This window comes from Bradyrhizobium sp. Kon58 (assembly GCF_055807455.1).
This window is the reverse complement of the sequence record NZ_JBVVOT010000446.1, coordinates 1-269: the sequence shown is the minus strand read 5'-3', so window position 1 is coordinate 269 and position 269 is coordinate 1. Positions and strand designations below refer to the sequence as shown.

General features: G+C 67.3%; 1 protein-coding gene. It reads left to right on the top strand.

What is annotated here, in order from left to right:
• On the top strand, positions 1-269 hold a 269-nt coding region (locus tag AC0L20_RS41095), incomplete at both ends, for an aminotransferase class I/II-fold pyridoxal phosphate-dependent enzyme (protein WP_473295842.1).

Sequence of the window (269 nt, the reverse complement as noted above, 5' to 3'; positions counted from 1 at the left end):
GGCCGTGGGTGGCACCGGTGCGCTGAAGATCGGTGCCGACTTCCTCAAGCAGCTGCTGCCCGACGCCGTCGTCGCCATCAGCGACCCAAGCTGGGAAAACCACCGCGCGCTGTTCGAAACCGCCGGTTTCCCGGTGCAGAACTACCGCTACTACGACGCCGCTACGCACGACGTCAACCGTGCCGGCCTGCTCGACGACCTCAACGCCCTGCCGCCACAGTCCATCGTGGTGCTGCACGCCTGCTGCCATAACCCGACCGGCGTCGACC